At 49.5% G+C, this 25,489-nt stretch carries 17 protein-coding genes; 10 read left to right on the forward strand and 7 right to left on the reverse strand.

Translation table 11 applies throughout. The annotated features are described in order from the left end of the window. Window positions 1-49: 49 nt before the first annotated feature. Window positions 50-838 carry a ZIP family metal transporter gene (locus V2546_RS10960; protein WP_215703506.1) on the forward strand — a complete coding sequence of 263 codons (789 nt, stop codon included), beginning with the start codon at window positions 50-52 and terminating at the stop codon, window positions 836-838. Window positions 839-1,154: 316 nt separating this feature from the next. Here V2546_RS10960 and V2546_RS10965 read toward each other — a convergent pair whose 3' ends face one another. The 3 genes from V2546_RS10965 to V2546_RS10975 are packed head-to-tail and all read right to left on the reverse strand — an operon-like array spanning window position 1,155 to window position 4,853. Then, on the reverse strand, window positions 1,155-2,597 hold the full coding sequence (locus V2546_RS10965; protein WP_329752331.1) for a TrkH family potassium uptake protein: 1,443 nt from the start codon (window positions 2,595-2,597) through the stop codon (window positions 1,155-1,157). A 12-nt stretch (window positions 2,598-2,609) separates the two neighbouring features. Continuing rightward, on the reverse strand, window positions 2,610-3,968 hold the full coding sequence (gene trkA, locus V2546_RS10970; protein ID WP_021905211.1) for a Trk system potassium transporter TrkA: 1,359 nt from the start codon (window positions 3,966-3,968) through the stop codon (window positions 2,610-2,612). Between the two features lie 24 nt (window positions 3,969-3,992). Then, complete coding sequence (locus V2546_RS10975; RefSeq protein WP_015552713.1) at window positions 3,993-4,853, reverse strand: class I SAM-dependent methyltransferase; 861 nt, start codon at window positions 4,851-4,853, stop codon at window positions 3,993-3,995. A 389-nt stretch (window positions 4,854-5,242) separates the two neighbouring features. Between V2546_RS10975 and V2546_RS10980 the strand changes: the two genes are divergently transcribed. Further along, window positions 5,243-6,652, forward strand: coding sequence for a cell wall-binding protein (locus V2546_RS10980; RefSeq protein ID WP_329752332.1), 1,410 nt, complete (start codon window positions 5,243-5,245; stop codon window positions 6,650-6,652). A 177-nt stretch (window positions 6,653-6,829) separates the two neighbouring features. Next, on the forward strand, window positions 6,830-13,459 hold the full coding sequence (locus tag V2546_RS10985; RefSeq protein ID WP_329752333.1) for an InlB B-repeat-containing protein: 6,630 nt from the start codon (window positions 6,830-6,832) through the stop codon (window positions 13,457-13,459). Between the two features lie 132 nt (window positions 13,460-13,591). Here V2546_RS10985 and V2546_RS10990 read toward each other — a convergent pair whose 3' ends face one another. Continuing rightward, window positions 13,592-14,731 (reverse strand): amidohydrolase, encoded by a 1,140-nt coding sequence (locus tag V2546_RS10990; protein WP_329752334.1) that lies wholly within the window; start codon window positions 14,729-14,731, stop codon window positions 13,592-13,594. A 173-nt stretch (window positions 14,732-14,904) separates the two neighbouring features. Further along, window positions 14,905-15,855 carry an NAD(P)-dependent oxidoreductase gene (locus V2546_RS10995; RefSeq protein ID WP_329752335.1) on the reverse strand — a complete coding sequence of 317 codons (951 nt, stop codon included), beginning with the start codon at window positions 15,853-15,855 and terminating at the stop codon, window positions 14,905-14,907. Window positions 15,856-16,197: 342 nt separating this feature from the next. Here V2546_RS10995 and V2546_RS11000 point away from each other — a divergent pair, with 342 nt between their 5' ends. The 5 genes from V2546_RS11000 (at window position 16,198) to V2546_RS11020 (ending at window position 21,138) form a co-directional block, all read left to right on the forward strand. Next, a complete protein-coding gene (locus tag V2546_RS11000) occupies window positions 16,198-16,845 on the forward strand; it encodes a GntR family transcriptional regulator (RefSeq protein WP_118532381.1) in 648 nt (215 codons plus the stop codon). 231 nt (window positions 16,846-17,076) lie between these two features. Continuing rightward, a complete protein-coding gene (gene ttdA / locus V2546_RS11005; RefSeq protein ID WP_345941794.1) occupies window positions 17,077-17,979 on the forward strand; it encodes a L(+)-tartrate dehydratase subunit alpha in 903 nt (300 codons plus the stop codon). Beyond that, window positions 17,979-18,605: a L(+)-tartrate dehydratase subunit beta gene (gene ttdB, locus V2546_RS11010; RefSeq protein ID WP_118532379.1), complete on the forward strand. Its 627-nt coding sequence runs from the start codon at window positions 17,979-17,981 to the stop codon at window positions 18,603-18,605. The genes ttdA and ttdB overlap by 1 nt, the downstream gene beginning before the upstream one ends. Window positions 18,606-18,679: 74 nt before the next feature. Then, window positions 18,680-19,969: an SLC13 family permease gene (locus V2546_RS11015; RefSeq protein ID WP_118532377.1), complete on the forward strand. Its 1,290-nt coding sequence runs from the start codon at window positions 18,680-18,682 to the stop codon at window positions 19,967-19,969. A 20-nt stretch (window positions 19,970-19,989) separates the two neighbouring features. Continuing rightward, window positions 19,990-21,138 carry a mandelate racemase/muconate lactonizing enzyme family protein gene (locus V2546_RS11020; RefSeq protein WP_329752336.1) on the forward strand — a complete coding sequence of 383 codons (1,149 nt, stop codon included), beginning with the start codon at window positions 19,990-19,992 and terminating at the stop codon, window positions 21,136-21,138. Between the two features lie 127 nt (window positions 21,139-21,265). On the opposite strand, the gene V2546_RS11025 is transcribed toward V2546_RS11020, so the two are convergent. Further along, window positions 21,266-22,072, reverse strand: coding sequence for an enoyl-CoA hydratase/isomerase family protein (locus V2546_RS11025; protein WP_021905215.1), 807 nt, complete (start codon window positions 22,070-22,072; stop codon window positions 21,266-21,268). Between the two features lie 241 nt (window positions 22,073-22,313). After that, entirely contained in the window at window positions 22,314-23,423 is a 1,110-nt protein-coding gene (locus V2546_RS11030) for an SLC13 family permease (RefSeq protein ID WP_329752337.1), read from the reverse strand. 653 nt (window positions 23,424-24,076) lie between these two features. Here V2546_RS11030 and V2546_RS11035 point away from each other — a divergent pair. Next, on the forward strand, window positions 24,077-24,886 hold the full coding sequence (locus V2546_RS11035; protein ID WP_329752338.1) for an AzlC family ABC transporter permease: 810 nt from the start codon (window positions 24,077-24,079) through the stop codon (window positions 24,884-24,886). A gap of 92 nt (window positions 24,887-24,978) precedes the next feature. Then, a complete protein-coding gene (locus V2546_RS11040) occupies window positions 24,979-25,287 on the forward strand; it encodes an AzlD domain-containing protein (RefSeq protein ID WP_015552658.1) in 309 nt (102 codons plus the stop codon). Window positions 25,288-25,489 lie beyond the last annotated feature (202 nt).

A 25,489-nucleotide genomic window follows, 5' to 3' on the forward strand; every position in this document is an offset into this window, starting at 1 on the left:
GTCGCGCCGGGGTCCGGACGGCCTTCGCGGATCAAAGGAGACAAAAACGATGGAAAATATCGGAAATATTATTCTTGGGATCATGATCCCGTTTGCGGGGACGACACTTGGAGCTGCGTGCGTATATTTTATGAAGAAGGGAATCCGTCAGAATGTGGAAAAAGGTCTTCTGGGCTTTGCGGCCGGTGTCATGGTGGCGGCATCCGTGTGGTCACTTCTGATCCCGTCCATGAATCTTTCCGCGGATCTGGGACGTCTGGCGTTTCTGCCTGCGGTGACCGGATTCTTCTGCGGCATCCTGTTCCTGCTGTTCCTTGACGGGCATGTGCCTCATCTTCACATCGGGTGCGATGAACCGGAAGGTCCGTCCTGCACGTTAAAAAAAAATACGATGCTTGTCCTTGCGGTGACCCTTCATAATATTCCGGAAGGAATGGCGGTCGGTGTCATGTTCGCGGGCCTTCTTACGGCAAACAGCGGGATCACTTTAGCCGGTGCGTTTGCCCTGTCCGTCGGGATCGCGATCCAGAACTTCCCGGAGGGCGCGATCATTTCCCTGCCGCTCAAGGGTGAGGGAATGAGCAGCAACCGGGCATTCTTGTATGGAACGCTTTCCGGTGTTGTAGAGCCTGTGGCGGCAATCCTCACCGTTTTGATGTACAGGGTCCTCGCTCCGGTCCTGCCGTATCTTCTCGCCTTCGCTGCAGGTGCCATGATGTACGTGGTCGTGGAGGAGCTGATCCCGGAGACTGCGGAGGGAGAGCACTCGAATATCGGAACCATCGGGTTTGCGGTCGGGTTTGCATTGATGATGATGCTTGACGTGGCACTTGGGTGATACAATATGGACGACTGTGCATCCCCGCGGAGCGTTTATCTCAGTCGGACCTGATTCCCACTGAGACGAGTTTGTTGTTACTCATTACCTGAAAGAGGTGAGAGTCTTCCCGGCTAAGATAATATTATAGGGAAGGGCGACGCCCCCTTGCCCGCTGTTCGGTGGAAAAAAGACAGAAAAACAAAAAGAAAAGTGGATATCCAGAGTCCATGATGTGACTCTGGGATATCCACTTTTTATTTCCGGCAATCAGATTTTTCAACACGGATCAGTCAAATTGTCAAAATTACATCTATTATTGGGAATGTGTGCTTAATTAGAATCTCTTCCAGGTACCCCGATAGAAAAGTAGCAGCAGCGGGAAGAGCTCCAGACGTCCGGCAAGCATATCAAAGGTCAGAACCAGCTTGGAGAAGTTGGAGAAGAGCCCGAAGTTCTGGGCCGGGCCTACAAGTTCCAATCCCGGTCCGATGTTGTTTAAGGTCGCCGCGACGGCGGTAAAGTTTGTCACAAGATCGTAGTTGTCGATGCCGATGAGCAGCACGGAGATCGCGAAGATCAGGATGTATGCCGCAATGAAGACATTTACGGAGCGGAGAACCACATGCTCCACCGCGCGTCCCTCAAAATGGATCTTGCGGACCTGATTCGGATGGAGACTCTGGGAGAGCTCCTTTGTCAGGGAGCGGAATAACAGCACGATACGGGACACCTTAATGCCGCCGCCGGTACTTCCCGCGCAGGCACCGATAAACATTAAGAGCACCAGGATTGTTTTCGGGATTGTCGGCCAGGAGTTAAAGTCCACGGTGGCGAAGCCGGTGGTCGTGATGATGGAAGCAACCTGAAACGCGACATGGTGGAACGCGAGGAACAGGCTGTCGAAGAAATCCCGGACAAAAAACGTGATGACGAGGATCGACGCGGCAATGATCCCGAGGTACCATCGCGCCTCCTCGCAGCGCAGCGCTTCCTTCGGCTTTTTCATATAGAAGAGGAAGTACACGTTAAAGTTGATGCCAAAGAGGATCATAAACACGGTAACTACGCCCTGAAGGTAGGTGGAATAGCTTCCGAAGCTGTCGTTCTTGATACCGAAACCTCCGGTTCCCGCGGTACCGAAAGCGGTACACAGGGAATCAAACACCGGCATCTGTCCCACAAGCAGGAGAATAACCTCTAGAACCGTCAGGAAGAGATAGAGCCCATAGAGGATCTTTGCGGTGGACTGCACCTTCGGGACCAGCTTTGTGACAGAGGGTCCCGGGCTTTCTGCCTTCATGAGGTTCATATGATAGCCGTTTCCGGTAAGCGGAAGCAGGCAGAGAAGGAACACGAGAACTCCCATACCACCGATCCAGTGTGTAAAGCTCCTCCAGAACAGGACGCCGTGCTGAAGTGGTTCCACGGCGGGAAGAATACTGGCACCGGTCGTCGTAAATCCGGACACAGTCTCAAACAGGGCATCCACCGGATTTGTGATGGATCCGCTTAAGAGGAACGGGATGGAACCCATGATACTCATGACGATCCAGCTTAAGGCAACCGTCACGGAACCTTCCCTTGCGTAGAATACCTTGTTTTTCGGCTGCTTGCGGACAAGGATCACACCCGGAATCAGGCAGAGGACGATCGTGATGAAGAATGCCAGTGCGCAGCTTTCATGGTAGATCAGGGAGACTGCCAGGGATGGCACAAGAAGCGCCGCCTCCACGTCCAGAATCCAGCCGATAATATAAAAGATCATCGAATAATTCATGGAATCGCTCCTTTATGATTTTAAGATATCCCGGATATCACCGAGACCGCGGTTTGTGGTCACGAGAATCACGGTATCCCCGACCTTGATTATATTCTGACCGCGGGGGGTGAGGATCTGACCGTTTCGGTTGATGCAGCAGATCAGAAGGTTGTCCTTTAAGTTTAAGTCCATAAGCGGCACATTCGTGACAGCGGAATCCTCTTTGATGGAGAACTCCAGTGCTTCGGCACGGCCGTCCAGGATCTTATACAGTGTTTCCACGTTGCAGCCGATGGTGTTCTGGCGGGCACGGACGTACTGTAGGATATAATCTGCCGTCAGGTACTTCGGGTAGATGATGCTGTCGATACCGAAGCTGTCGATCACGTCATCGAAGGCGATCTTATTGACCTTTGCGATGAGCTTTGCGTTGGAGTGGAGCTTTCCGTAGAGGGCGAGGAAGATATTCTCCTCGTCAAGTCCGGTGAGGGCCACAAGGGAATCAGCGTAGGTCAGGCCTTCTTCCAGAAGAAGATCCCGATCACTTCCGTCCCCGTTTATGATGTCAGCGCCGGGAATCACTTCGCTTAAGTAATCACAGCGCTCTTTTCGCTGCTCGATGATTCGGACACGGAACCCGATCTTTAAGAGGTCCTGGGCCAGATAGTGGGCGATGGTGCCGCCGCCGATGATCAGGGAATTTTTTACGGATTTTGAGCGGAGACCGATCTTTTCAAAAAACTGAGCCGTATTTTCAAGAGATCCCACGATAGAGAGGATATCCGTATCCTGAAGGACAAAGCTTCCGTTCGGGATCACGACCTCGGATCCGCGCTCAACGGCACAGATCAGGACATCGCATTTTAACTGTCTCATGATATCCATGATAGTTTTTCCGCCGAACCCGATCTCAGGTTTTAAGCGGAAACGGAGAAGCTCGACACGTCCCTTTGCGAAGGTGTCGATCTTGATGGCGGACGGGAATTTTAAGAGCTTTAAGATCTCTCTGGCCGCCGTCAGCTCCGGGTTGATGATCATGGAGAGTCCGAGCTTTTCCTGAATGAAGCGGATCTCCTTATTATAGAGCGGGTTTCTTACGCGGGCAATGGTGTCACAGTGTCCGGTCTTCTTCGCCATCAGGCAGCAGAGGAGGTTTAGTTCGTCCTCGCCGGTGACAGCGATAAAGAGGTCCGCGCTTTCCACTCCGGCCTCCTGCTGGATATTGAAGCTGGCGCCGTTTCCAACGATTCCCAGGGCATCAAACTGGTTGGAAAGATGTTCCACTTTCTGCGGATTCATATCGACCATAACGAGATCGTGGCCCTCGGCGCTTAAGCGCTCCGCAAGGCTCACGCCGACTTTTCCGCAGCCGACAATGATGATCTTCATATGTTTACCGGTCCTTTCAATTAATTACGCTTCCCAGCGTCCGGAAGCGCCGCACGGGAGTACAAGTTTGGAACTTGTAACCGGAAGTCCGATCTCCTCGGAGCTTACAGTTCCGCCGAACTGCGGAACAACGGCTGTTCCGAGCATATAAGTCAGAACGGCCGGAGCTAGTCCGGTTGTGTAGGAGTTGATCAGGTAGAATAACGGCTTGTCGGAGAGGAGCTTTGCACACAGCTTTACTAACGGGTAGATTGCGTCCTCGATCTTCCAGATCTCGCCCTTCGGGCCTCTTCCATAGGAAGGCGGATCCATGATGATCGCGTCGTAGTGGTTTCCACGGCGGATCTCACGCTCTACGAATTTTACGCAATCATCCACGATCCAGCGGATCGGCGCGTCCTCAAGGCCGCTGGACTTCGCGTTCTCCTTTGCCCAGGCGACCATGCCCTTTGAGGCGTCAACATGGGTCACGGAAGCTCCGGCTTTCGCGGCTGCCAGAGTTGCTCCGCCGGTGTAGGCGAAGAGGTTTAAGACCTTGACCGGGCGTCCCGCGTTTTTGATCTTTTCGCCAAACCAGTCCCAGTTTGCCGCCTGTTCCGGGAAAAGACCGGTGTGCTTAAAGCTGAAGGGCTTTAACTGGAAGGTCAGGCCTTTGTAGTTGATGCTCCACTGCTCCGGGAGACTGAAGAATTCCCACTCGCCGCCGCCTTTTGAGCTTCTGTGGTAGTGGCCGTTCATCTTTCTCCACTGTGGTGCCTTTTTATCGGTATCCCAGATAACCTGGGGATCCGGACGGACCAGAATATATTTTCCCCAACGCTCCAGCTTTTCACCGCCGGAACAGTCGATGACTTCATAGTCCTTCCATCCATCTGCTATCCACATAATTGTATTCCATCTCTTTCTTTAGACTTTTTTTGCGTAAAAACGGATCAGGGGCATAAAATGCCTATGATATATTAGTATAATAGATTCGGGGGATACTGTCAAATAGGAGTGGGGATGGAATGCGGGATGTTGGCGGAAATATGGGGAACATGAACGGAAAATGTGTCTTTCTGTGGCGGGAATGCGGCAGAACTGTGGTGGGGACTTAAGAGAATTGACAGGTATTTTCTGTTGAATAATCAGGGAGTTACTGGTAAAATAAAATCAGATGTATTGCGAAATGAAAAATACGGCCGGAAGGCAGAAATCCCATCGGCGAAGCTGATCCGGAATGGATGTTGGCGATAGTTATACGCCTTTTGGGGTACAGGAAGGAGACGGAGCGAGTGAAGAAAAAAGGGTTAAGAATACTGGCAGCAGCGGCGGTCCTGACTTTCGGATGTCTGACGATGAACGCCTACGCAGCGGAAGGCTGGGCGCTTTCCAATAATATATGGACGTATCTTGATAAAAACGGAAACCGCGTGACGAATGAGTGGAAAAAGGGCGCGGACAATCTCTGGAGATATTTAAACAACAGCGGTGAAATGGCGGTCAACAGCTGGGCCGACAACGATTACTATGTGGATGCTAACGGGATCATGGTGGCGGATAAGTGGATGCAGATCGTGTCCCCGTACAGCAGAGACAGTCAGACCTACTGGTTCTACTTCGGTTCCAGCGGAAAAGTCACAAAGGACACCTGGAAGAAGATCGATGGAAAAAGTTATTACTTTGACGCTGACGGAATCATGCAGACCGGCTGGACCGAAGATGGGGATTACTATTTAAGCTCCAGCGGAGCGATGGTGACAGGATGGCGATATCTGGAGCCGAAGGACGAGGACAGCAGCCTTTACGGACCGGAGAGCGATGATGGAAAGTACTGGTTCTATTTTTCCACAAGCGGAAAGAAGCAGAGCCCGTCGACCAGCGATGACGGCGGAGATTATAAGGTAACAAAGATCGATGGAAAATACTATTGCTTTGACGCAGATGGACGGATGCGCACCGGCTGGGTGTATTTAGACGGTGATCCGGAAAATTCGAGTAAGAATTCGATCGCGGACTGGAGATATTTCGCGGAGAGCGGGATCCAGAACGCTACAGTCGGCGCGGCGATCTCAGGCTGGCTTTCCTTAAACCCGCCGGAACAGCTTCAGGACAATGTGGATGAGCCGGTGGTATGGTATTATTTTGATAAAAACGGCGAGCCAAAGACCGGACCGGAAGACGGAAAAGCGTCCACGAGCGATTTTGTCCGCATCAATGGAAAGACGTATCTCTTCGACCAGAAAGGAAATCCGGTCAAAGGATTAAAGAAGGTACGGATCGGATCGACCAATGAGTATACTTCCTACTACTTTGATGAATCCTCCAGAATTTCCGTTAAGGGAAAAATGACCGTCGAAGAAGGCGACGGAAACAAGACCACGTTTTATTTTAATGAAGGGACCTATGCAGGCCGCGGAACAAACGGCGTGAAGAACGGATACCTTTATTATATGGGAAAACTTCAGCAGGCAGACAGTTCCAGCCGTTATGCGCTGATCAGCATTCCGAATGGAAACGGCGGTTATCAGACGTATGTGGTAAACAGCTCCGGACGTATCTCCAAGAATACGACGGTAAAGGACCGCGATGGAAACAAATATAAAGTTAATTCCAGCGGGATCCTGACGCATATCAATGACGAGGCAGCAAGCTCCACGGAAGATTACGGCGAGCCGACTGAGCCGGTATTTGAGAATGACTGATATGGATCCAGGATAAATGATAAAGGATTTTTTGAAGGACCAGGGGCAGAGATGTTCCTGGTCTTTTTTTGCATTTCGTGCAGAATTTTGACATCTTGTGTCGAACCGATTGACACGCCTTGTTTTCTAATGATATTCTGGCGACAGAGACTTGAAGATAAGAGGGAGGCGGATCGCATGAGATATAATTTTAGAAGATGGATGGCAGGATTATTGACGGCAGTGATGGTGGGATCCACGATCATATCACCAGTGTATGCGGAATCAGCTATGATTCGACCGGATACTGATTTTGAAGTATATACGGCGAGTGATGCAGTGAAGGAGAAAGCGACACAGTCAGACCCGGTGAGAAAACCGCAGAGGGCGAAAAAAGATGAATTATTGAAGCTTAAGGCATCGGACTCCAATGCGCTTCTCAGGACATTGAGTGCCGAAGCAGAGTATAATCTGAAGAAGGGGAAAGTGATCATTGATCAGAACGGTGATTACACGATCAGCGGCACATATGAAAAGACGACTGGAACGGATCATGTGATCACGGTGAAGGAGGGTGTTTCTGCGACGATCACTTTAAAGGGTGTGTCAATTGAAACCGCAAATGCGAATACAGTTCCAATGTCCTGTATTGAACTTGAAAAGGGAGCGGATGTGACGCTGGTTCTCTCCGGAAGGAATAACCTGTATACAGTCAGCAACTCCGGCGCGGCGATCCATGTGCCGGAAGGAAGCAGCCTGACGATCCGGGCAGGATCTGATCAGGATGTCCTGTATTCGTTTGCGCGCGCTTATGGAGCTGGAATCGGAGGAAACAGCGGAGAGGGACATGGCAAGATCACGATCGAAAGCGGAATGGTGGTAGCTTGTTCTGGAATGAGTCTGACAGATAAAGGACCGGAAAAAGGAACGGAATCGGACAGTGGAGCCGGAATCGGATCTGGTTCGGCGGGAATTGGCGGTGGTATGATTACAATCGCTGGTGGATCCGTTTACGCCGCAGCATCCGTTGGAGCTGGAATCGGTGGTGGATATAAGGGAACATCGGGAACTGTTGTGATTTCCGGCGGAGATGTAGAGGCACGGGGCGGAGAGTATAACAGTATAGTGAAGGCTGTTGCAATCGGTCCAGAGACGGTCGATGGTACGGATAATAGTTTTACATTAAAAGCCAGTGAAAAAGAAAAAGCAACGGCAGAATTCCTTGGAGTTGATCCAACCAAAACATACACGGTCAATATTGGAAATGAGCAGACCATCAAGTATCCGGGAAGCCGTGTGGTGATCAAGTATGGAGAACAGACACGAAATGGGAAGCTTACCGTTACTCCAAAAGAAGGTGTTACCTATTTTGGAAACGGAAGAGTTGAGATCGCCGGAACTGGTCCATATACAGTTACAATGAAAGATTCTGGGACAGCGACAAGTGAATTTATTGAGATCAAGAGCAGCTGTACCGTTACTTTGAAACAGCTCAATATTTATCCGAAGGCACCGAAGGTTCCTGCAATTGATATCGATGCGGGACTTGAAAAAGTGACCTTAGAGCTGGAGGGCAGAAATATTCTTAAGGGCGCTGAGCTTGCGGCGGCGATCGATAATCATGGGACTCCGCTGGAGATAACAGGAAGCGGAAGTCTGGATGCCACAGCCGGCTCCGGGTCTGCGGCGATCGGTGGCAGCTGCTATGTAAATTCTGTGCCGGTAGGAAAAAATATTACGATCTCCGGCGGTGATCTGACCCTGCGGTCAAATGGAGATGGAACCTGTCTGGGAGCTGGTGCTGCCGGCAACGCAAGTACAGGGAGTGCAGATAACCTGGTCATTTCCGGCGGAAATGTAAATCTGATCAAGAGCGGTGGCGGTTATTGTATTGGATCGACAGACCTTTATGTTAATCCGGTGCCGAATATCCGGATCACAGGAGGAAATGTCACAGCGACGGTGTCCGGAGACACAGGAAAAATCTGTCAGAGTCCTATCACGATAGCGCCTGAAAATGGAAAAACAGCGACACTGTATACAGGAAACTCAGCTCCGGGAAGCGCGGCTCTCGGGCTGCGCGGGGAAGGAAAATATGAGCCCGCGTCAGAGACGTATATGCGTGTAAAGTTTGGAACACCGCATAATCTTACTGTTACGGGAGGAACGATCGTTTCAACAGAGTCCAATTTTGCGGAGGGTGAGAAAGTGCCGATCAGTGCGAGTGCCAAGATCGAGGATGGAGCCGGAGGAACCTTGTATTTTGCAGGATGGACGGTTGAAAATGGAAGCGGAACGTTTGGTGATCCTCTGTCTTCCGGAACAACATTTACGATGTCCGATGTGGATACAGAGATCAAGGCGAACTATACAGGTGGATATTCTGTTACAGTTGCTGACGGAACCATCACCCCGGAACAGGCAAACTATGCGCCGGGAAGTACTGTCACGATCACAGCGAAAGATAAATCTTCGGATAAATTATGTTTCGATCACTGGGAGATCACGAAAGGAAACGGAGAATTCTTAAACGGAACAGCCAGTCAGAAAACGGCACAGCTTAAAGTAAACAGCAGCCTGTCCGTAAAAGCGGTCTATGTTTCCGGACACAGCCTCACGGTAAACAATGGTACTGGAAGCGGAGCTTATAGGACTGGAGATGTGATCGAGATCGCGGCGGCTCTTCCGACAGGATCGGAGTTTTCATCGTGGACGCTGGATTCCGGGGAGGGAACCTTTGAAAACTGCTACAGCAGTACGACAAAGTTTACGATCGGATCAGAAGATGCTGTGGTCACAGCCCAGTATAAGGGGGAAGGACTCACCGGTGATTTCTTCGTGAGCGGCGGAACTCTGGGAACAGATTATAAATATGAGAACGGAACACTGACCATAACGGGCAGCGGAAAATACGAGATCTCCCTGAAAGAGGGCATTGAGACGACTGGAAATCAGATCATGGTTCAGGGTGGAACACCTGTAATTACGCTCCATAGCGTAAAAGTGAATGGAGACTATGCGCTCAGGATCAAGGATAAAGCAAAGGTGACGTTGATCCTGGATGGGGAAAACTCCATGTGTTCCAAAATATCGAACTGTGTGTATGTGTCGGACAATTCTTATCTCACGATCACGAGCATTCAGGGGGATGGAAGCTCTGCGGGAACACTGCGTGCAGAAGGAAATAAGTCTGGCGAGATCAATCATGCCGGAATCAGAGGCGGTTCCATTACTGTAAAAGGCGGAACAGTTATCGCTAAAGGTGAATATGAAGCGGCAGGAATCGGCAAAGACGCGCGTGAACAAAAAACAAATTTCTCCATTTCGATCGAAGGAGGTACCGTGGAAGCTGACGGCGGCTGGGGAGGTGCCGGCATCGGAAGCGCAAGTCAGGCAGGCGGAAATGTCAATATCAATATTTCCGGCGGAACCGTAAAGGCTGTCGGAGGCCAGGGCTCTGCTGGTATCGGAATCGGATATAATAGCTGGGCGAAGAGCAGGATAACGATTACCGGAGGAAGGACAGAAGGAAAGGGAGGAGACAGGTACGCTGGCGAAAAAACGACCAGCGGTGTCGGCGCAGGATCAAAAAATGATGATGTGGAGTTTTATATTAACGAGAGAGCGCTGATCATGCACGGACCGAGTTCCGCAGATGAGAAGGTTACAGCGAAGGAGATCAATCAGAAGACCACAAGAATGGGGCGCTGCGCGGTCATTTATTTTCCAACCGATGAGAGCGGAGAGGACGCTTCGATTTCACTGACACCGGAGACGGAGGTAATGTATCCTGGAAGCTCAAAACAGTTTACCGCAGCTGTTAAAGAAGCAAAGGATCCGACGGTGGACTGGCGGGTATCCGGAAATACCAGCAGCGATACAAAGATCAGTTCCCTGGGAATCCTGACGGTGGGTGCGGATGAGAAAGCGGAAACGCTCAGCGTGACAGCGGGCTTAAGGTCATATAATAAAACTGCATCCGCCAAGGTAACAGTGAAACAGATCCAGACAGGTCTTGTGGTTGATCCAAAAGAAATTGAAGTTGGAGATTTTGTTTCTGCTGTGATGACGGTTCCGGAAGGAATGAGTGGACAGATCCGGTTTTATGTAGATAAAGCCGCGGTGGGAAGTCCGATCACATCAACGGGAGGCAAAACATCGTTTACGATCGGAAAAGAACTTCTCCCGCTGGGAACACATGAGATCTATGCGGAATATTACGGAAACGGATTCCGGGTCAAGAGTGGACAGATCTCAGTGACTGTAAAAAAACGTAATCCACAGATTGTAAAATGGCCGGAAGCTATAAAGGAGATTTATTATGGTCAACAGGCATCAAATGCCGGACTGCAGGGCGGACAATCTGGAGCTATATCTGGCGACTTTGGTTTTGATGTCGCATGGCCGGAAGTGGGAACAGATGAAGCTCTGTGCCACTTTACGCCAAAGCCAGAGTACCGCGATACGTATGAGACGATCTACAATAAAATTAAGATTAAAGTTTTGCCGGCAACTCCGAGAGTCGAGGAGGATCCTGTGGTAAATATTCAGTATGGACAGTCCCTGAAAGATGCGGTGATCTCTGGAGGAAAGGTGATCAATCCAAATTATAGATTAGGGCGGATGATCGTGGATGGAAAATGGAGTTTTAAGGATCCAGATTCTGTACTTTATCCAGATACATCCTGCGCAGTAGTATTTACCCCGGAGGATACGAAAAACTACACGGGAGCGACTGAAAAAGAAGTTTCGGTTACTGTTTCGGCGGCAAAACCAGATCTCACTATGGAACTTGACCGGGAGACGCAGGTTGCAGGAAAGCGGATAACTGTTTCGGCAAAAGCGAAAAATGCGTTTTCTCCTGCACTTGAGGATGTACCGGAGATCCGAATTTCTTATCAGATCGGGGATGGAGCTGAGCAGACTGCTTCAGGAAATGAGATCCAGATCCCTATTGGGACCGCTGTCGGGACGATCATCACGATCACGGCGAAAACAGCTGCTGTTGATGGCAGATATATTGAAACTTCCGAGACAAAAACGGTGACAGTGGCAGACAAAACGATCGTGGATAAGCAGATATTTGTGACGGTACCTGATGTGGAATATGGCAGCTCACCAGTTCCGAAGGGAACATTTGCGGGAAATGTGGATGGAGATGAGACATGGGCTTACACGTACAGTGTGGATGGTGGAAATACATGGAGTACGGAAGCACCGAAAACAGTGGGAAGTTATCTTGTAAAAGCTTTTTATGAGGATGACTCACAGAAAGGAGAGAATATTTCTTCCTGGAATATTATTCCCAAAACGGTGATTGTGGCGGGCATTGTACTGGAGGAAAAAATCTATGACGGAAGAACTGACGTGAATGTGAGATCAGTAAGCTTTGGCGGTCTTGCAAACGGAGATACTCTGGAGTCAAAGGATTATTCTGCAGCAGCAGAATTTGAAGATGCAAATGCGGGAACAGATAAAAAAGCTTTTGTAGAGGTTTCCTTATCCGATACGGAAAATGCAAAGAATTACGTTCTGGATCAAGCAGGAAAGTTCATTCTTGATGGACAGAGCATCAAAAAAGCCGAAGCGCCCTCTGTTCCGGAGATCTCTGAGGCGTACAGCTATGGAATAAGCGGAGAGCAGGAGATCGTTCTTTCCGGATTCCCGGAAGACTGTGGAGAGATTTCTGGCGGAAATGCCGATATTATATCTGATGAGTCCGGCATCCTGGAAGAGAAAATTGCCGTAGAGGGGACGCAGTTAAAATTCGCGCTGAAGAAGAATGACAGATCACAGATCGGAGCATCAGCAGTGATCCGGGTCAGTGGCGTTCTTACGGAAAACTATGAGATACCGGATATTCAGGTCGTAATCTCTCTGAATGACAAGAATGAGCAGCATCCGATTGCGGGAACGATTACGTTCCAGCTGAATGATGATGAAAAAACATTCACAGCTGAGATCGGGGCTGTTGAGGGCGCAGAGTACAGTTTTGACGGTACCACCTGGTCAGACAACAACCGGAAAGATGACTGCCAGCCGGATACCCTGTATCACGGATGGATCCGTCTGAAGGAGACGGAGACAGAAAATGCGGGACCTGCGGCGGAGGTTTCCGGAAGAACTCCGAAACTGGCAGAAAAGCCGCCTGTGGACGGACCGGAGAAGCCCGGAGATGGCGGGAATACTGGAGGAGACAACGGCACGAAGCCTGGAGATAGCGGAAATGCTGGAGAAGATAACGGCACAAAGCCTGGAGATGGTGGAAATTCCGGAGAAAACAATGGCTCAAGACCAGGAAGTGGAACTGGTTCATCCAGTTCAGACTCTTCCAAACCGGAGATCAGTGAAAGAAAGCCGGATATCAGCCGTGACAGTAAAAAGGGATATATTGATCCTGTAAAGGGAATTATCCCGGGCGCTGCGAACAAAGCGGTAAACGATGGACACAGCCATTGGATGAAGGATAAGAATGGCTGGTGGCTGAGATATAGCGATGGCAGTTATGCGGCAGGAAAGATGATCGTGGGAGAGCACGATAATATGCAGACGGTTGAGCATCAGTGGGAACTGATTAACGGAAGCTGGTATGCATTTGATGAGCAGGGATATCTGCGTGTTGGACTTTTCTATGATGCCGGTTATAGGGGCTGGTTCTATATGGACGAAAATTCCGGAATGCAGACTGGCTGGGTACTCATCAATGAAAGATGGTATTTCTTCAATCCGGTTTCTGATGGAACAAGAGGAATGATGTTTATCGGAAGAAAAACGCCGGATGAGTATTTTGTGACGGAAGATGGCAGCTGGGACGGAAAGACAAAATAATAAATAAGAGAACAGCCAGGTGAAGTGAGAAAACTCCCTCTTTGCAGTTTATGGGATAAACGCGCAGAGAGGGAGTTTTTATCATTTATGAACCTAAAAATTCAGAGAAATAATCGATGAAAGGCAGTCTCATTAAACTTCTTTACCATTGATCAAAACGTGCTGGATCACACCTGTCACATCAAACGGACAGCCGTCAACAATGACAACATCGGCGTCTTTTCCTTCTTCCAGAGAACCGACGCGGTCAGCGATGCCGATATGCTCGGCCGGGTTGATGGTTACGGCGCGGAGTGCGTCATATTCGTCCATACCGGCTTTGATAGCGAGCCCTGCGCAGAGCGGCAGGTAGTGGAGCGGAGTTACCGGCGCATCTGTGATGATGGAAACATGACATCCGGCTTTCGCGAGAATGCCAGGTGTCTCCCAGGTCTTATTCTGGAGCTCAAATTTGGAGGCATGTCCGAAGGTCGGACCTACCGCGAGCGGGAGATTTTCCTTCGCGAGTTCATCCACGATCATATGGCCCTCTGTCACATGCTCCAGAGTCAGGCCGACACCGAATTCTTTCGCGATACGGATCGCAGTGAAGATATCGTTTGCCTGATGGGCATGGGCTTTTAACGGGATCTCATGGTTTAATACCGGGATCAGAGCTTCGGACTTCTGGTCGTAAGCCGGAAGCTTGGAGGCGTCATCACCGGCCGCCTCGATCTTTGCCTTGTAAACCTTCGCTTTATTTAAAGCCTCGCGGATCTTTGCGGCATTTGTCATACGGCTGGAGATTCCCTGTTTCTGGTAGCAGCGTTTCGGGTTTTCACCGAAAGCGCATTTCATAGCGATTGGGAATTTTACGATCATATTGTCAACACGGGTTCCAACCGGTTTGATAGCAGCGAAGGTTCCGCCAATGGAGTTGGAGCTGCCTGGACCGGTTGCGAAGCAGGTAACACCGGCTTTCGCGGCCATCTTCATACACGGGTCAAACGGGTTGATTCCGTCGATCGCCTGTACCTGTGGAGTTACCGGGTCATTCAGTTCATTGTAGTCATGTCCCTCGTAGCCAATTCCGTAGCCGTCAAGACCGATATGGCAGTGAGCCTCAACAAATCCCGGATAAACCTGAAGTCCGGTAGCGTCGATAACCTCAGCGCCGTCAGCAGAGAGACTCTTTCCGATCTTCACGATCTTTCCGCCGTCGATCAGGATGTCAGCGATAAAAGTTTCCTTTGATACCGCTGTGTGAAGTGTTCCGTTCTTGATACAAATCATTGGAATTCCTCCTCTTTTCAAATCATAACTCCATAATACATGAATTGCGAGAATATTTCAAGGATTCTTTCTGTACAGTAGTTAAAAAAAGGTTACGATTCACGCTTTGCGCAAACAGTAACAAAAAAAGGAACTATATCATCTAAAAAGATGAAAAGTTCCTTATATTTGAGTTATGAAACTACATTCACCGGTTTCCCTTCAAGGAATCCCTTTACATTTCCGGCAAGGATGGAAACGAGGCGCTGTCTTGTCTCAAGTCCCTTCCAGCCCATATGCGGGGTGAGGATCACGTTGTCAAGGGTGTAGAGCGGGTTGTCGGCTTTCGGCGGCTCAGTTTCCTGAACGTCGAGGCCTGCGCCTGCGATCTGGTGCTTTTCAAGCGCTTCGATCAGAGCCGGCTCATCGATGAGAGCACCGCGGGAGGTGTTGATCAGGAAGGCGGTCGGCTTCATCAGCGCAAGAGTCTCTTTATTGATCATATGCTTTGTCTGTGGAGTTAACGGGCAGTGCAGGGAAACATAGTCACTGTTCTTTAAGACTGTCTCAAGATCCACATAGCGGACACCGTCCTCGTCGGCTCTCGGTGTTCTTGTATACACGAGAATATTCATATCAAGAGCTTTTGCAATCTTCATTACAGTCTTTCCGATATGTCCGGCACCGATGATTCCTAAAGTCTTTCCGTTTACCTCAACGTGCGGAACCTGGAGATTTTTCGTAAAGTTATCATGGTTTCCGTTTGCCAGCATTTTCATCTGGACCTGCATGGTGGAGCTTAAATTTAAGATCATCATGACCGCCGTGTGGGCTACGCGCTCGGAGCTGTATGCCGGGATATTGCAGACGGTGATCCCCTTCTCCCTTGCGGCATCAAGATCCAGATTGTTGTATCCGGTACCGGCCTCACAGATCAGCTTTACGGAAGCTGGAAATTTGCGGATCAGGTCACCGTTTACCGGCATCTCCTTTGTGACGATAATATCAGCTCCCTCAATGCGCTCTAAGAGCTGTTCCGGTGTGGTATCATCGTAGACGGTCACGTCGGAAGAGAGAACAGAAAAGTCGAGATTTCCGTCAAAGTTCATTTTTTTTGCGTTTAATACAACGGTCTTGTCGCTCATGGGTAAATCCTCCTGCGAAAATGATAATAAGAAAATTGTGCGTGCTTTGGCGCTATATCCATTATATATCGGTTTTTGAAATGTGACAATAAAGAGTTTGTGGTTATAGGTTATGTGAATCGTTTTAGTATTGTCGTGGTCTGATGGGGATTCCGAAGGTTTTATCCGTCTGAAACTTGTGTGTCAGGGAGCGATACTTCCGGAAAAACTTAAATGGGCCTGTGAGACAGTAAATGGGAAATATGCCACTGCCTAAGTGCTGGAAATTAGCGGGAAGCTACTTGCGCTGTCCGGATTTCGGAAGTATACTTATGCCATAATATTTGAAATGGATGGAATCATATGCTTGGATTAAAACCGGTAAAACTGATGCCTGCGAGGGAGCGGGTTGCTTCGGCGCTCAGAAAGGCGATCATATCGAGACAGATTAAGGAAGGCGAGACGCTGGCGCTCGAGGCGACGGCTCAGGAGCTTGGGGTGTCGATCACTCCAGTGCGGGAGGCATTTCAGATCCTCGCAAGGGATGGGCTTTTGGAACTGAAACAGAATAAAGGAGCCATCGTTTTAGGGGTTACGGAAAAGACGCTGCGGGATCACTATCAGATCCGGGCAGTGCTTGAAGGGTACGCCTGTGTGCTCTGCGTGGAAAACGGGGCAGATCTCTCTGCCCTGCAAAACTGTCTGAAGGTATCGGAGGAGATGATCGCTTCCGGAGACAGCAGCAGATATTCGGATATGAACCAGTCGTTCCATTACGAGATCTGGAATGCGTCGGGGAATGAGAAGCTTGTGACAATGCTCTCAGAACTCTGGAATGGACTTTCCATGGGAGTCCAGACGACGGAGAGGGAGTACGCGAAGAAATCGTTTGCGGAACATAAGGAAATTTATGAGGCGATTGCGGCGAAGGACGCGGAGACCGCGAGAGCGCAGATGGAGAAACATATCAGGAGAAGCCTAGAGGATATGCTGACACGGTACAGAGAATAAATACAATTTATCTATAATGCACAAAAACATAAGCTACAAATTAGACAGTATGATGAAAAAGTAAAATTGGTATTGACTTTTTCATCATACTGTTTTATTTTAAATGCATAAATTGTATACATGATAAAAAATAAAATATCAAATACAAGAAATCAACATGCAGACGAAAAGCAAATGGCTGCCGGAAGTCAAAATTAAAGCACGGACAGTCAAAAATTTTAAGGAGGTTATATGATGAACAGAGAGGAGCAGGTGGAGAAACTTACCACATATATCGCCCATTTTACGGACTATATCGGAAAGCATCTCCCGGACGATGTAAAGGCAAAAATTTCAGAATTAGCAGAGGCGGAGACAAACCCGCTTGCAAAGTCCATCTATGAGACAATGAACTTAAACCAGAGATTAGCCTCTGAGTTAAACAGACCGAGCTGCCAGGATACCGGTGTGATCCAGTTCTGGGTAAAATGCGGAACAAAGTTCCCGCTGATCGATGATCTGGAAGTTCTTTTAAAGGAAGCGGTTGTCCGTGCGACTGTGGATGCCCCGCTCCGCCACAACAGTGTCGAGACTTTTGATGAGTACAACACCGGAAAGAACGTCGGAAAAGGAACACCGACCGTATTCTGGGATATCGTCCCGAACAGCGACCAGTGTGAGATCTATGTCTACATGGCAGGCGGCGGATGCACACTTCCTGGAAAGGCGATGGTTTTAATGCCAGGTGCCGGATATGAGGGCGTCGCGAAATTCGTCCTTGACGTTATGACAAGCTATGGCTTAAACGCATGTCCTCCGCTTCTTGTTGGCGTCGGCGTCGCAACATCTGTCGAGACCGCAGCACTTCTTTCCAAGAAAGCACTGATGCGTCCGATCGGAAGCCACAATGAGAATGAGCGCGCTGCAAAGATGGAAGCACTTCTTGAAAAAGGTATCAATGATATCGGTCTCGGACCGCAGGGAATGGGCGGAAAAGCATCTGTTATGGGTGTTAATATCGAGAATACCGCAAGACATCCATCTGCCATCGGTGTAGCAGTAAATGTTGGATGCTGGTCCCACCGCCGCGGACACATTATCTTTGATAAAGACTTAAATTACACGATCACAACACATTCGGAGGTGACTTTATAATGGTTGAGGTAAAGAACGGAAAAAAAATTCTGACAACACCGATCAGCGCTGAGGATCTGGAAGGAATCCATGTCGGTGATATCGTATATTTAAACGGAAGCATGACGACCTGTCGTGATGTGGCACACCGCCGTCTCGTGGAAGAGCACAGGGAACTTCCGGTCGATGTAAAGGATGCAGCGATCTTCCATGCCGGACCGATCATCCGGCCGCTTGAAAATGACCAGTTTGAGATGGTTTCCATCGGACCGACGACAAGTATGAGAATGGAAAAGTTTGAAAAAGAGTTTGTGGAACAGACCGGGGTCCGCGTGATCATCGGAAAAGGCGGAATGGGACCGAATACGGAATGTGCATGTAAGAATTTCAAAGCGATCCACTGTGTATTCCCGGCCGGATGCGCGGTTGTGGCTGCGACTCATGTAGAGAGGATCGTGGAAGCACAGTGGAGAGACCTCGGAATGCCGGAAACGCTGTGGCACTGTGAGGTAAACGAACTGGGACCGCTCATCGTTTCGATCGATCCGGACGGAAGAAATCTCTTCGAGGAAAATAAGGTTACATTTAATGAGAAAAAAGACAAGGCGTTAGAGGAAATCTATCCGCAGGTAAGTTTCATCAAATAACTGGAAGAAAGCAGCAGATCAAAGAGATGCTTCCATAGATCGCTGCAGGTTCAGATAATACGGGGGAGTACAAGATGGATAACAAACTGGTCATCTGTATGGTCATTTTTGCTCTGACACTTTTGAGCTATATCATCAACAAGATCCCGATGTGGGTCACGGCACTTTTATCACTCAGCGCACTTTACATTACCGGGTGTGTGGATGCGAACGGAGCACTTGGGGGATTCGCAAATGTCAACACGATCCTGATGGGCGCCTGTTTCATGGTGGCGTCGGGATTCCGCCGCACATCTCTTGTAAAACTGATGTGTGACTGGCTCCTGAAGCTGACAAATGGTTCTTTTATGAAGGTATATTTCGGATATCTCCTGCTGGGAGTGCTCCTGACAAACTTTATGAACAGCCCGATGGTGGTCTACGCGATCATTGGTCCGCTCCTCTGCGCATTATGTGACAGGACGGGATACAGCCGTTCAAAATACATTTTCCCGCTGATGGTGATCGTGGTTGCCTGCTGTTTTGCACTTCCGCTTCCGACTTCGATCCAGAAAGCGGGAGAGTTTAACGGATATCTCGAGACATATCAGTTCACCGGGCTGGAATTTACCCCGATCAGCTTTTTCTTCGCGAGATTCCCGGTGATCATCCTCTGCCTGATCTGGGCGATGACGATCGGACCGAAGATGTGTCCGCAGCAGGCGGTCTCCGATCTGGCCGAGATCGAGGAGCAGAAAGATATCTCCAGCAAATTATCGCCGACCGTTGACAGGATCGGAATCGTGATCTTCATCGTCACCATGCTCGGTCTGATCTTCTCCACACAGCTTCACATTGCGTCCTGGTGGATCGCACTCGCGGGAAGCATCCTCATGGCAATGTTCGGAGTTGTAGATCAGAAAAAAGCACTGTCAGAGATCCCGTGGGAAATGCTGATCCTCTACGCAGGAGCGCTCGCCCTGGGAAATGGTCTTGTGAACACCGGAGCAGGCGAGGCGATCGGGGGATGGCTTGCTGCAGCAGTCGGAGGAACCCACAACAATTACCTTCTCGGAGCACTGTTCTTTGTAATTCCGTTCCTGATGACCCAGTTTATGTTAAACCGTTCTGTCCAGGCAGTATTTATCCCGATCTGTCTTCTGACCTGCCAGTCCCTGGGGGCTGCGCCGATGGGACTCGTCATGTGCGTGGCATCCGCTTGTCAGACTGCTTTCATGACTCCGATGGCGACTCCGGCTGTTGCCATGTGCATGGGAGAAGGCGGATATGACCTGAAGGCACTCTTTAAGAGCGGCTGGCTGATCTGTATTTTGCTCGCAGTCGTGAACATTTTCTACACAATGACGGTATATCCGGCGTTCTAAGTCTGTCAGGAGGAAAAACAATGAAGATCACAGATGTGAAACTGATTTTTGCGAAGCATTATCTTTTCGTCCAGGTTTACACGGATGAAGGGATCGTCGGGCTCGGTGAGGCGGGCAACTGGGGTTACCTGATGGCGACAGCTGCGGCGATCGAAAAGTTCAAAGAATATTTAATAGGAAAAGATCCATTCCGGATCGAAGATTTCAATCAGAATTTTTACCGGTCTGTTTATTTCCGGGGATCTGTCGTGATGAGTGCGATCTCAGCGATCGACATTGCACTCTGGGATATCAAGGGAAAAGCTCTCGGCGTACCGGTTTACGAGCTGCTTGGCGGTCTCACGAGAGATAAGGTCCGTGTTTACGCATCTCCGATGGTGCGGGATAAGGATCCGGAACAGTTGGCGAAGCGCTATATTGACCTGAAGAAACAGGGATTTACAGCAGCGAAGATTTTTGTCAACGGAAATGACAAGTCCTTAAAAGAAGGCCATGACGAATATTTCTCCGGTCGTATCGAGATGGAACTTGAAAAAGTGAAGATCTGCAGAGAAGCCGTGGGATATGATTTCGATTTCATATTAGAGGCACACCGCGGAATGACACTTCCGGAGGCAGTTGCGTTCGGACGCGCAGTCGAGCCATACCGCCCGATGGTTCTGGAAGATCCGGTGACACCGGACAATTACGATACCATGGCAGAGGTTGCTTCGAAAATCGGCGTACCGATTGCTACCGGTGAGCGTTTCACAAGCCTCAGGGAGTTTGAAGTCCTGATGAGCCGCCATGCTGCCCAGTATGTCCGCCCGGATGTATGTGCCATCGGTGGAATCACTACCGCGAAGAAGGTAGCTGCGATCGCGGAGGCACACGATGTTCTCGTGATCCCGCACAATCCGTTAGGACCGGTATCCACGGCAGCCTGCCTGCAGATCTGCGCGAGCATCCCAAACCTTGGGATCCAGGAACTTCCGGGATTCTGCCTAAACGGACAGGAAGACGCGATGGTGAAAGAACCGTTAAAATTCAGGGACGGTTACATGGAAATTCCGTCCGGACCTGGAATCGGTGTGGAACTCGCGGAAAATGCGTCAGAGCTCTATCCGCTTCATGAGCGCGGAAGCAATGCTGCAAAACGGTATTTTGACGGATCCGTCAAAGACATGTAAGATTCAAAACAGCCCTCCCATTATACATTTTCATATACCCCTTATTATAGAAAAAAGCTGCCCGCAATGGACAGCTTTTTTCTGTGTGATGGGTTTCTATATAAAATAAGGATTGTTGAGGGCGTTTTTACTGTGCTTTCCGCTGCATTTTTGCAACGAGGGCGCTGGTTCTCTGACGGTAGTCGTCGAGTTCGGTGACGATTCCCATGAAAGAGGAGATAAGATCTAAGGAGGCGCGCAGAGAACTCTGCTCACCCTGTACGACTGCGCGTTTTGTGAGGCGCATAGCCTGCTGCGGCGCGGCCAGAAGCTTCTCCATATACTGCTCCACAAATGCGTCAAGCTCTGCATCCGGGACGCAGTGGGTAACGAGACCCATATCTGCGGCTTCTTTTCCCTTTAATGTGCGGGCTGTCCAGAACAGGTCTAAAGCTTTGTCCCGGCCGACGAGACGGGGCAGGAAATATGCTCCGCCGTCACCAGGTACAATTCCGGCATTAAAATAGCTTTCCGACATGGAAGCACTCTCCCCGGCGATCCGCACATCGCACATGAGAGCCATGTCAAGACCGGCACCGACTGCGGCACCATGGATCTTGGCAACCACCGGTTTATCGATTTCTTCTAAAAGAAGCGGAATTCTTTGGATTCCCTTCCAGAGTGAATTCTTTCTTGCGAGGGCTGTGGAGGAGATATCTTCATGACTTTCGAAGAATCCGTCACCGGCTGCCATTGCCTTGACGTCACCGCCTGCGCAGAACGCTTTTCCGTTTCCGGAAAGCAGAAGTGCATATACATCATCGTTGTCACGGACATCTTCCAACGCTTCTGTCCAGAGACGGATCATCTCCTCGCTGAAACAGTTGAGCTGCTTCGGACGATTCAGTGTGATGCGTGCAAGGTGGTTGTGTACTTCGTAGATCAAGTCTGCCATAGAATATCTCCTCCCCTATTTACTCTCTCAATATACCATATTGTGGAACTGATTTCATTATATGGAATTTTACACAGAATGTCAAGCCCTTGAAACTGGTTTTAACGTAAAATTTGCAAAAAAATATTGTCCAGAATCGAAAAATCCTGGACAATATCACAAAGCGAAAAAGTATTGCATTCTATATCACAATATGAAATTTTGTTACAGACGTAATGATTTAACCATCCGCACACTTGATTTACAGAGAGAGCAGCATCCACCCCGCCGCGCACATAATTATGAGAAATATGAGATTGTAAAGGGTGAATACCATCATGTACGTTCCGGACTTTGATTCCGGAATCTCAGCGTAGGCCCGGTAGGAGATCACGCTTGCCATGGATGCGATCAGGGTCCCAAGACCGCCGACATTCACACCAAAAAGCAGAGGACGCACTGCACCGGTAAAGCCGGAGAGTAGGATTGCCGCGGGGACATTGCTGATGCACTGGCTTAAGAGAACACCTGCCGGAAATTCATGACCGGAGATCAGCTTCGTGAGGAGTCCGGAGATCGCAGGGATCCGTTCCATATTGCCGATAAAGATAAAGAAGCAGACGAATGTCAGGAGCAGAAAGTAGTCGACCCGGATAAACAACGAGCGGTCCTTTATGAGAACAGCGGCCAAGATGATGAAAAACATGACCGGCCAGGAATAGATCCGAACGACGCAGCCCAGACAGACGAGAAAAAGCGCCAGATAGAAGATCAGAGAAGTCTTCGTGGGACAGCCGTCCTGGTGAAGGGAGGCCCGGCTGAGGGTGATGGCTTTATTTTTCAGCAGAAAAACGGCAGCTACAAGCAGCAGGGCTGAGAGTACCGTTAACGGCAGCATGTATCCCACAAGCTCACCGGCAGAGAGGCCAAAGGAAGAGTAGAGATACAGGTTCTGTGGATTCCCGATGGGTGTTGCCATGCTGCCGAGGTTCGCGGCGATGGTCTGAAGGACGATCACGGGGATCATGAGTTCCGGAAGTCCAGCCATATTGAGGATCAGGATGGAAAACGGGACAAATGTGATCAGGGACACGTCGTTCGTGATCAGCATGCTGGAGAAAAAGCAGAGTGCTGTCAGGGTGAAGGCAAGCTGGCGAGTGGAATGCATTCCGGCGAGCAGGGATGATCCGAGATAACGGAACAGACCGATCTCCTTCAGCCCGGCGACCACTGTCATCAGGGAGAAGAGGAGTGCCAGAGTGCGGAAGTCAATGTAAGACAGATATTCCGGTGACGGAGCGACAAAAAACATGGAGAGGACCGCCAGAACCGCTGCCGCGGAAAGGACTGGTTCTTTTTTTATGAATGACATGGATCGATTTCCTTCCTTATATAAATATTGTGCATGCGGCAGAAGACAGAAAAAATGTATACAAAGTGCCGCCCTGCAATTCAAGTCGAACATCCGAGAGACTTGGTGCGTGATTCTGGTCAGCGAAGCTGACAAATCCTATCAAAGTCACTGCCTATCCTGTGGGATGGGAACAACCGTGTTACTGTACACGGGTAGGAATTTTCTGAACTGAAAATTCCGTACAATACAGTGGTGGTAGTGGATTTTGCCGATTTGGAATGCGAAGCATCGGCAAAATCAGTTACTGTTTGCGCAAGGCGTGAACAGTAACCAACTGCAAAACTTCTGTAATTATTATAAACAGTGACTTTACGAATGTAAAGAAGAAGAGTATACTGTACATGTTTGGTCATTGCACACAGGTAGGAATTTTCTGACCTGAAAATTCCGTACAATACAGTGGTGGCAGTGGATTTTGCCGATTTGGAATGCGAAGCATCGGCAAAATCAGTTACTGTTTGGGCTTCTTTCATGCCCGTATAGACAATGATGTCAGAATAATGGAAAGCGGCAGCTCTGGATGAAAATTCCTGGGTGCCGCTAATTTACGCGGAATGGCAGCGCATAAACAGGACAGGATGTCTGCTGTTTCTGTTTGAGGGAGGATTATTATGGGGAACAACAAGTTTTCAATCGCCAGTGTTGGAAACCGGCGGGCATTCCGGGATGGAGCCCGGGACGGGGTGCCGATCGCGCTCGGGTATTTTGCGGTATCTTTTTCACTGGGAATCGTGGCGCGGAATGTCGGGATGACACCGATTCAGGGAATGATCACAAGCGCACTCTGCAACGCGTCCGCAGGGGAATACGCGGGCTTTACGATGATCGCCGCGGGGGCAGCGTATATTGAGATGGCGATCGTGACACTGATCGCGAACGCGAGATATTTACTGATGAGCTGTGCCATGAGCCAGAGAATGGATCCGGAGATGCCGTTTTTCCACAGACTGCTGATGGCGTTTGATATTACCGATGAGCTGTTTGGAATTACGATCGCAAGACCGGGCTGCTTAAATCCCTGGTATATGTACGGGGCAATCGCATTAGCGCTTCCCGGCTGGGCTGTCGGAACAGCCCTCGGTGCGCTGGCAGGTAATCTGATGCCGTGGCGTCTTGTGAGCGCCTTCAGCGTGGCACTCTACGGAATGTTCCTTGCGATCATCATTCCACCGGCGAGAAAGAGCCGCATCCTTGCAGGTCTCATCGCCATCAGCTTCGCGGCAAGCTACCTTGCGGAGCATCTGCCGGGGATCTCATCGATCTCCAGCGGCACGAGAACGATCATTCTGACTGTTGTGCTCTCATCTGCGGCAGCAATTCTCTTCCCGCATCCGGCAGAGGACAGTGAGATCGAGGTTCAAGAAGAAAACCAGGAAGGAAAAAATAATTCTTCTGCAGGTGCAGCAAAACAGGGAGCTTAACTGTATATATAGTAGAAAGCAGTTCTATTTGTAAGAAAAAGAAGTATTTACGAAAACTGTATCGTTAAATTAAGAGGAAATACATAAAAAACATGGAAAAGAATATTTATCTCTATATTGCGGTGATGGCGGGCGTTTCATATCTGATCCGTGTCCTGCCGCTCACATTGATCCGGAAACCGATCAAAAATCAGTTTATCCAGTCATTCTTATATTACGTCCCATATGTGACGTTAGCTGTTATGACGTTCCCGGCGATCCTCTCCGCCACAAACAGTACGGTGTCGGCGGCGCTGGCGCTGGTCATCGGAATCATCGCGGCGTGGTGCGGAAGAAGTCTCCTGTCCGTTGCGGTGATCTGCTGCGCGATGGTATTCATTACGGAATTTTTCTTAGTGTAGTAAAAATATATAAAACACATATATTTAATAAAACAAAAGCAGCTTCGGTACCTGATCATCCATCAAAGAATCGTGCTGCTTTTTTTAGAATACCATTTACGGCATTCTTGCAGGGCGTGAAAACCCGCGAAAAAAGCAGTACATGGCGCAGAATAACGGAATGCGGCGGTCTGCCAGGCCAATGCTTTAACGTTGTAAAATA

The organism is Clostridium sp. CM74B_53, assembly GCF_036318045.1.
In the GTDB taxonomy this organism is placed as follows: Bacteria; Bacillota; Clostridia; order Lachnospirales; family Lachnospiraceae; genus Pilosibacter.